This is a genomic window from Vibrio nigripulchritudo ATCC 27043 (assembly GCF_000222685.1).
GTDB classification, from domain to species: domain Bacteria; phylum Pseudomonadota; class Gammaproteobacteria; order Enterobacterales; family Vibrionaceae; genus Vibrio; species Vibrio nigripulchritudo.
Genome location: NZ_AFWJ01000102.1, coordinates 1 through 7,382 on the forward strand (window position 1 = coordinate 1; position 7,382 = coordinate 7,382).

General features: G+C 45.4%; 9 protein-coding genes. 6 read left to right on the forward strand and 3 right to left on the reverse strand.

The window, feature by feature from the left end; translation table 11 throughout:
* Nucleotides 1-784: bifunctional hydroxymethylpyrimidine kinase/phosphomethylpyrimidine kinase (gene thiD, locus RH89_RS10165; protein ID WP_004401610.1), on the forward strand; the 784-nt coding region annotated here is incomplete at its 5' end.
* A gap of 50 nt (nucleotides 785-834) precedes the next feature.
* Here thiD and RH89_RS10170 read toward each other — a convergent pair.
* The 3 genes from RH89_RS10170 to RH89_RS10180 all read right to left on the reverse strand — a co-directional run bounded on the left by RH89_RS10170 (nucleotide 835) and on the right by RH89_RS10180 (nucleotide 3,280).
* The gene (locus RH89_RS10170) at nucleotides 835-2,424 is read right to left on the reverse strand and encodes an AbgT family transporter (RefSeq protein WP_004401612.1); all 1,590 of its coding nucleotides are present in this window, start codon (nucleotides 2,422-2,424) and stop codon (nucleotides 835-837) included.
* 437 nt (nucleotides 2,425-2,861) lie between these two features.
* Nucleotides 2,862-3,005 (reverse strand): type B 50S ribosomal protein L36, encoded by a 144-nt coding sequence (gene ykgO / locus RH89_RS10175; protein ID WP_004401614.1) that lies wholly within the window; start codon nucleotides 3,003-3,005, stop codon nucleotides 2,862-2,864.
* Nucleotides 3,005-3,280 (reverse strand): type B 50S ribosomal protein L31, encoded by a 276-nt coding sequence (locus tag RH89_RS10180; RefSeq protein WP_004401615.1) that lies wholly within the window; start codon nucleotides 3,278-3,280, stop codon nucleotides 3,005-3,007. The genes ykgO and RH89_RS10180 overlap by 1 nt, the downstream gene beginning before the upstream one ends.
* A 133-nt stretch (nucleotides 3,281-3,413) precedes the next feature.
* Between RH89_RS10180 and tsaA the strand changes: the two genes are divergently transcribed.
* The 5 genes from tsaA to RH89_RS10205 form a co-directional block, all read left to right on the forward strand.
* On the forward strand, nucleotides 3,414-4,112 hold the full coding sequence (gene tsaA, locus RH89_RS10185) for a tRNA (N6-threonylcarbamoyladenosine(37)-N6)-methyltransferase TrmO (protein ID WP_038145499.1): 699 nt from the start codon (nucleotides 3,414-3,416) through the stop codon (nucleotides 4,110-4,112).
* Nucleotides 4,113-4,239: 127 nt separating this feature from the next.
* The gene (locus RH89_RS10190; protein WP_004401618.1) at nucleotides 4,240-5,955 is read left to right on the forward strand and encodes a proline--tRNA ligase; all 1,716 of its coding nucleotides are present in this window, start codon (nucleotides 4,240-4,242) and stop codon (nucleotides 5,953-5,955) included.
* Nucleotides 5,956-6,106: 151 nt separating this feature from the next.
* Nucleotides 6,107-6,787, forward strand: coding sequence for a tellurite resistance TerB family protein (locus RH89_RS10195; RefSeq protein ID WP_004401620.1), 681 nt, complete (start codon nucleotides 6,107-6,109; stop codon nucleotides 6,785-6,787).
* 200 nt (nucleotides 6,788-6,987) lie between these two features.
* Entirely contained in the window at nucleotides 6,988-7,194 is a 207-nt protein-coding gene (locus RH89_RS10200; RefSeq protein ID WP_004401622.1) for a YaeP family protein, read from the forward strand.
* Nucleotides 7,195-7,382 (forward strand): DUF4250 domain-containing protein (locus RH89_RS10205; RefSeq protein WP_004401624.1); only part of this gene is annotated, 188 nt, incomplete at its 3' end.

A 7,382-nucleotide genomic window follows, 5' to 3' on the forward strand; every position in this document is an offset into this window, starting at 1 on the left:
GCTAACGATTGCTGGTTCAGACAGCAGTGGTGGCGCAGGCATCCAAGCTGACATCAAATCTATCTCGGCTACGGGAGGATATGCGTGTTCGGTGATCACTGCTCTGACAGCTCAGAATACTCAAGGAGTGTCAGGAATACATTCCGTTCCTGTCGACTTTGTCGAACAACAGCTCGATTCGGTATTTAGCGATCTCAATGTGATTGCAGTGAAAGTGGGCATGCTGAACGACGCTCAGATCATCAAATCAGTCGCTCGGCGATTACGTCAATACCAGCCTCAATATTTGGTTATCGACCCGGTGATGGTTGCAACCAGTGGGGATAAATTACTAGAAGACAATGCGGTTGAAACCCTAAAACAAGAATTGATTCCTCTCGCAACCCTGATTACGCCAAACTTACCTGAAGCAGTAGTTCTAACTGGTTTAGACCTTCCAGAGAATGAAGACGATATGGTAGCAATGACCGATGCATTAAAAGCCACTGACGCTCTAAACATTTTATTAAAAGGCGGTCATCTAGAGTCGGACGACAGTAGTACCGATCTACTCATCACTTCCCAAAAGATATCGCGGTTCAGCGCAAAACGTCACGCTTCCAAAAACACTCACGGCACTGGGTGCACGCTCTCATCTGCGATTGCCTCTTATCTGGCTCAGGGTCAGCCTTTGGAACAGGCTGTCAGTATGGCAAAAAACTACATTACGAAAGCCATTGCTCATGCTGATGAACTGGAAGTAGGAAACAGTCGCGGACCCGTTCACCATTTCTATACCGATTAAAAACAAGAAAGCCGAAGCATAAACTTCGGCTTTCTTTAATCATCTAACGACTAAGGCGTATAGTATGTTGCTGCACCTGGTCCAACAGGCAAGCCAAATACGAATACCCAAGCGTAGAACAGGATACTCCAACCTATAATGAAGCAGATTGAGTATGGCAACATAGTCGCGATCAGCGTACCGATGCCCAAGTTCTTCATGTAGCGCGTTGCAACCGCCAGGATCAGACCAAAGTAACTCATCATTGGCGTGATGATGTTAGTGGTCGAGTCACCAATACGGTACGCCGCCTGAATGGTTTCTGGTGCGTAGCCAACCAGCATCAACATTGGAACAAAGATAGGTGCTGTTACCGCCCACTGAGCAGAAGCAGAACCAATCATCAGGTTGATGAAACCACACATCAGAATGAAGGCGAAGAACAGCATAGGACCAGTCAGACCAATGCTTTGCAGGAAGTCTGCACCCGCAACTGCGAATACCTGACCAAAGTTCGTCCACTTAAAGAAAGCAACAAACTGAGCGGCGAAGAACACCAGCACAATGTACATGCCCATAGAAGACATAGACTTCGCCATGGCATCAATCACATCGCGATCCGTTTTCATTGTGCCCACGACTTTGCCGTAAACAAAACCTGGAATTGCAAAGAAAACAAAGATAAACGCTACGATACTCTTCAGGAATGGAGAGCCAGCTACTTCACCTGTAACCGGGTTGCGAAGTACACCGTTTTCAGGAACGATAGTCCACGCCAGTAAACCGCTCACTACAAGAACAGCCAGACCAGCAAGTTTCAGGCCTTTCTTTTCCTGCGCAGTCAGTTTACCCATTTCATCTTTAGAAAGATCTTCAGACGCTTCTTCAGAATTGTATTTGCCTAGCTTAGGCTCAACAATCTTCTCGGTTACGAAAGCACCCGTGATGGCAATGAAGAAAGTAGAAACAAACATGAAATACCAGTTTGATTCAGGTCCTACTGTGTAAGTAGGGTCGATCATCTGTGCTGCTGTTTCAGTAATACCTGAAAGAAGTGGGTCAACCGTGCCGATCAGCAGGTTCGCAGAATAACCGCCAGATACACCAGCAAATGCCGCAGCCAGACCCGCTAATGGGTGACGACCCAAAGAGTGGAATAGCATCGCTGCCAGTGGAATCAGAACAACGTAACCAAGTTCGGAAGCGGTATTGGAGATGATTCCGGCAAAAACAACCGTAAAGGTTACCATGCGCTTAGAAGCACCCATTACCATGCCGCGCATTGCTGCAGAAAGTAGACCAGAATGTTCAGCAATCGCGACGCCAAGCATAGCTACCAATACAGTACCTAGCGGTGCAAAACCAACAAAGTTTTTCACAAGGTTAGTTACGATCAACTGCAAGCCTTCCGCATTCAGCAGGCTGACAACCTGAATCATGCCATCTGCTGAGCGACCTTTTGCTCCTTCTGGACGCGGATCGACAACAGAGACTTCAAAGTACCCTGCGATACCGGACATAACCAGAATAGCAACACAGAAAATAGCGAATAGAGTGATTGGGTGGGGCAATAGATTCCCCAAATATTCCACACCATCAAGAAAACGTGTAAATAACGACTTTTTAGGTGGATATTGTGTATTTGAAGCAGATGAACTCATCTGTTCCCTCCTTGTAGTAATTCCTCACTTTGTTTGACGTACCTATCAAAAAAGCAGGCGGAGATTACGTTACATGGAGAGTAATTTAAAGTCATAAATGTTACAAATGGTAAATCTGTAACAAATTTAAAACCAGTTTCACGATTTTATCCAAACAAATACTCCAAAATATTTATACTTTACGACATATCAAATACACAATTATGAAACTCTGCACATTTCTACCTACCAATTTTCACGAAGCGGCGAACGGTATAAATTCAATAGAAATGTTGTTCGAAATGAATGAATTAGATTCTTATAAAATGGTGCACAACCGCTACAGAACGTCCGGGTAAAATTCAGGCATAAAAAAATCGGTCTCAGAAAGATATCTGAGACCGATTTTTTAAGCCGTTTATCGTTTAAAACTTTAAACGACCTACACAAAGGTTTGCTTACTTGCGCTTCTTAACCTTTCCCTGAACCGCTTTGAAACGAGGGTTGGTTTTGCAAATCACGTAAACACGTCCACGACGCTTAACAATCTGGCAGTCTGGGTGACGCTGCTTAGCGCTTTTTAGGGAACTTAGTACTTTCATTATTCACTTGCCTCTTCTTTTTTCTTAGAAGTCATGCCGCCAAAGCGACGGTTAAAGTTAGCCACACGACCTTCTTTATTAACCACACGTTGTTTGCCTGTGTAGAAAGGATGGGACTCAGAAGAAACATCCAAGGTGTAGTATGGGTAAGTATTACCGTCTTCCCATTCGATCGTGCGATCTGTTTGCAGCGTCGAGCCGATCAAAAAGTACTTATCTACACTCGTGTCATGAAATACGACAGTTCTATATTCAGGATGAATACCCGGTTTCATTTTAAGTTAACTCCGAAAAACTTAGTGTTATGTTATAACAGTGCATATTGATAACGATTATCACTTAAGATTGCAAGTATTTTTTATGATATCGTCAGCTTAATTACTCTGTTTTGAGCACCGATTCCCATTCATGACACACTCCATCGTTCCTATAGGTTTTATAGAATCTCCCTATAAAGAAAAGTTTGCTGTGCCTCGTCAGCCAAGGCTTGCGCCAAGTTCAACAGCACGAATCAAATTAACAGGAGAAGCGAATTCTCCAGAAGCTGTTCGAGATATTGAGCAATTCAGCCACATTTGGCTGTTATTTCTGTTTGACCAAAATTTAACCGCAGGTTGGAAGCCAACGGTTCGCCCTCCAAGGTTAGGGGGCAATGAAAGAATCGGGGTATTCGCCTCACGAGCCACATTTAGACCAAACGGTATTGGCATGTCAGCGGTCGAATTAAAAGGGGTTGTAAAAGAAGGTGAACAGGTCTATTTGGATTTGGGCAGTGTTGATTTGGTAGATGGCACACCTGTCATCGATATCAAACCGTATATTCCGTATTCCGATTCTATCCCTGACGCAACAGGCGGGTATGCGGAACAAGCGCCCAGTAAATTAGAGGTCAGTTTTTTGCCTGCCGCATACGAGGCACTAGATAAACACCCGAATCGCACTCAAATTGTGAATGTAATAACAGAAGTGTTAGCGCAGGATCCGAGACCGGCTTACAAGAAAAACAAGCCGGACAGCAAAGAATACGCAGTAAATTTGTTCGATTTGAATGTAAAATTTTCGGTCAGCGACAACTTAGTGCTAGTTCGGGCAATTGAACACTTTTGACAATCACATTTGGCTGATATCATAAGCGGCTTGATTCGGGCTGACAGCCCCAACCTCCCTGAATAGGGACTCTTTACTCCTGCCCATTCTGGCTTGAGTAGCTAACTTTAATAAACGGATAAATTGAATGCGTACCAGTAACTATCTTCTTTCTACTCTGAAGGAGACCCCAAACGACGCAGAAGTAGTGAGCCACCAGCTCATGCTACGTGCAGGTATGATCCGTAAGCTGGCTTCAGGTTTGTATACCTGGCTGCCTACTGGTCTTCGTGTACTGCGTAAAGTCGAAAACATCGTTCGTCAAGAAATCAACAATGCAGGTGCAGTTGAAACTTTGATGCCCGTTGTACAGCCGTTTGAACTATGGGAAGAGACAGGGCGCAGCGAAAAAATGGGCGCTGAGCTACTTCGCCTTACTGACCGCCATGAACGTCCGTTTGTACTTAGCCCAACAGCTGAAGAAGTGATCACTAGCCTTGTGCGTAACGAAGTGAACTCCTATAAGCAGCTTCCGCTAAACCTTTACCAGATTCAGACCAAGTTCCGCGACGAAAGACGCCCACGTTTTGGTGTTATGCGTTCACGCGAATTCTCAATGATGGATGCGTACAGCTTCGACATTGATAAAGACGGTTTGCAACAATCTTACGACGCTATGCATGATGCTTACTGCAAAGCGTTTGATCGTATGGGTCTTAACTACCGCCCGGTTCTTGCTGATACTGGCGCTATCGGTGGTAATGGCTCTCACGAATTCCATGTACTGGCGGAAAGTGGCGAAGATCTGATCGCTTTCTCTTCTGAGTCGGATTACGCAGCAAACATCGAAAAAGCAGAAGCACTCGCTCCAACAACCGAGCTAGCAGCACCAACTCAGGAAATGACGTTGGTCGATACGCCAAACGCGAAAACCATCGCTGAGCTGGTAGAGCAGTTTGAACTGCCAATCGAGAAAACAGTAAAAACTCTGTTCGTGAAAGCCTCTGACGAAGTAGACGCCGATATCATCGCGTTGATCATTCGTGGTGATCATGAGCTAAACGAAATCAAGGCTGAAAATCTAGCGCAGGTTGCCTCTCCACTTGAAATGGCAACAGAAGAAGAGATTCGTGCACTGATTGGCGCAGGTCCTGGTTCACTTGGTCCTGTAGGTCTAAAACTTCCGTTCATTGTTGACCGTACCGTTGCCGTAATGAGTGATTTTGGCGCTGGTGCAAATATTGATGACAAACACTACTTCGGTATCAACTGGGGTCGTGACGTCGAGCTTGGTCAGATTGAAGACCTGCGTAACGTAGTTGAAGGCGACCCTAGCCCATGTGGTCAAGGTACTATTCAGCTTAAGCGCGGTATTGAAGTCGGTCATATCTTCCAGTTAGGTAAGAACTACTCTGAGAAGATGAACTGTGGCGTACTTGGTCCAGATGGCAAAAACGTTATCCTGGAGATGGGTTGTTACGGTATTGGTGTAACACGCGTTGTTGCTGCCGCTATCGAACAGAACCACGATAAGTTCGGCATCATCTGGCCAGACGCGATTGCACCATTCCAGGTAGCTATCGTCCCTATGAACATGCACAAATCTGAGCGTGTGAAAGAAGCCGCTGAAAAACTGTACGCTGAATTAACCACAGCAGGTATTGAAGTGCTCTTCGACGATCGTAAAGAACGCCCGGGTGTCATGTTCTCTGATATGGAGTTGGTTGGTGTCCCACACACTATCGTGATTGGCGACCGTAGCATGGACGAAGGCAACTTCGAATACAAAAACCGCCGCACAGGTGATAAGACACCTGTAGCCATGGCTGATATTGTAGACCACGTTAAAGGTCAGCTGGTTTAACTCCTCTCTACAGTTTTAATCCAAAAAAGAGCAACTGAGTTGCTCTTTTTTTATTTCTGATTCCACTCTCTGGCTCCTCACAGATTCATATTCATCTTTCATTCATATTGCCGGGCGTACTCTGGCTCAGTCCTTTAAAGCGGAGGTGAGTATGGATCTCAAAAGTCTGTTAAACCAAGCACTGAATTCTGATGTGTTAAAGCAAGGTAGTCAAAGCCTAGGGAACACTGCGCAAAGTCTCGGTAAAAGTGCGCAGCAGTTTGGGCAAGACAAAAGCCAATTAGCGACATTGGGAGCCGGTGCAGTAGGAGGTGGTTTAATCGGCTTGCTAATGGGTTCCAAAAAATCCCGCAAAATGGGGAAGAAAGCCTTAGGAGTAGGAAGCGCCGCCGCCCTTGGAGCACTTGCTTTTAAAGTTTACAACGACTGGCAGAAAAGCCAGTCAGGGAATACTTCCCCACCCCCTTCCGTTCCTCAGCTTTCAGAAGATCAACACAGTATTTTGATCTTGAAATCCATGATTGCCGCAGCGAAAGCCGATGGTCATGTCGATGCTGATGAACAACAAAAGATCCAGCAAGCCGTTGCTGAATTAGGTGCGGACGAATCGGTTCAACAGCTCGTTCAAGCTGAGCTGAATAAACCTCTGGATCCTTCTGAAATTGCGTTGGCAGTATCCCACAAAGAACAAGCAGCTGAAGTATATTTGGCATCGCTTCTGGTCGTCGATGATCAGAACTTTATGGAGAAGAGTTATCTCAAAGAACTTGCTAATCAGCTTGGTCTTGCTGACGAGCTTGTACAACAACTCGAAGCTCAGGTACAACGTTAAGTTTTCTCAGGTGGCTTTGTTCCCTCATTGCGGAGCCACCTGAGCTTTATTCTTCCTAATTGAGCGCTTAAATAAGCACCAACCTGTTCCCCATCTTGCGCTGAAACAAACTCATGTTTTGAGTTTGTTTTTTTGTATATTGAGGTCACCTGGGTATCTCGGTATATTGACCGCAGTTTTCCTTTTTCTAGGTAGTTGTTATGAAAGTATTCGATTGTTGCGAAATGATTCGTGAAATGTATGCGCAGATAGGCAGTGGTGACCAAGCTTATGTGCCTAAAGCCATCGCTTGCTCTATTCGAGCGCTCAATGACATCGCAGCAGACTCTGACCTTCCGAAAGACGTTCGTGAAAAAGCAGCATTTGCGGCAGCGAATCTCCTGATCTCCGATTTCGAGGATGCTTAAATGAACTTATCGAATTACGAAAATATGGATCCGGTCATGCTGATGAGTATCGTGAACATGAAACTTCGCGATGACTTTGGTGGTGATCTCGACAAGCTGGTCGTTTTCTTCGACATTGATAAAAGCAAACTGGAAGCGAGACTGGCAACGGCTGGTTTCGAGTTTCTACCTGACGCAGGTCAGTTCAG